This is a genomic window from Marinobacter halodurans (assembly GCF_004327985.1).
Classification (GTDB): Bacteria; Pseudomonadota; Gammaproteobacteria; order Pseudomonadales; family Oleiphilaceae; genus Marinobacter_A; species Marinobacter_A halodurans.
The window spans coordinates 1-703 of the sequence record NZ_SJDL01000177.1 but is presented as its reverse complement, the minus strand read 5'-3'; the positions used below and the strand labels follow the sequence as shown (position 1 = coordinate 703).

Annotated in this window: 1 pseudogene; it reads right to left on the bottom strand. The window is 61.6% G+C overall.

Annotated elements, in window-relative coordinates:
* Positions 1 to 347 (bottom strand): annotated as a pseudogene (locus EZI54_RS23985) (group II intron reverse transcriptase/maturase); the annotation flags it as partial.
* Positions 348 to 703: the final 356 nt, after the last annotated feature.

Below are 703 nucleotides of genomic sequence, written 5' to 3'. Positions count from 1 at the left end.
CGCTCCCCGCCTTGCGGCTTGGGGATGCTGACCCGGCGGACCGGCTGAGGACGGTAGTCTCCGGCCAACAGCCGCTCGCGCAGTGTTGGCCAGTGCTGTTGCAGATGGCCCTTCAGGGCTGTCACCGGCATCCGATCGACGCCGGCAGCGCCCTTGTTGGACACCACCCGTTGATACGCGCGCATCAGGTTCGGGCGCTCAAGCACCCGTTCCATCAGCGCGTTCGGCTCCGCGTTCGTCCACGAGTGAGCCGCCGCGTCTGCCTCGACACGGACTTCAGTCTCTGCCGGATACTGTCCGACTGCTCCCTGAATGCCCTGGCCCATCCGGGCCGCTTCTGTCTTCATAAGCACACTACGAGAACTCATCGCCTACTAACGGCCCACCATGTTTGGCCCTTCAGTACGCGGTAACGCACCTACTATGGCCTCGGCTGAGTTCTGGCTCTCCATCCCCACTCCTCATGAAGTGAGTAGCACCGTGGCAGAAAACCAGACTTCCCAGGGTAAGACGCGTGACCTTCACACTTATGCCCGCCGCATTTACGTCCACACCGTCCGTGCAAGTATCGGGCTTTGACGATATTGGCCGCCTTACCCAGTGTGACCGCCTCATATGCGATTCCTGTTCGTCAGGCCAGTGCTTTGCCTGCGGCTTCCTTCAGATTCCACCTCGCGGTGGACACCCTTGCCGTTCGGCTAGT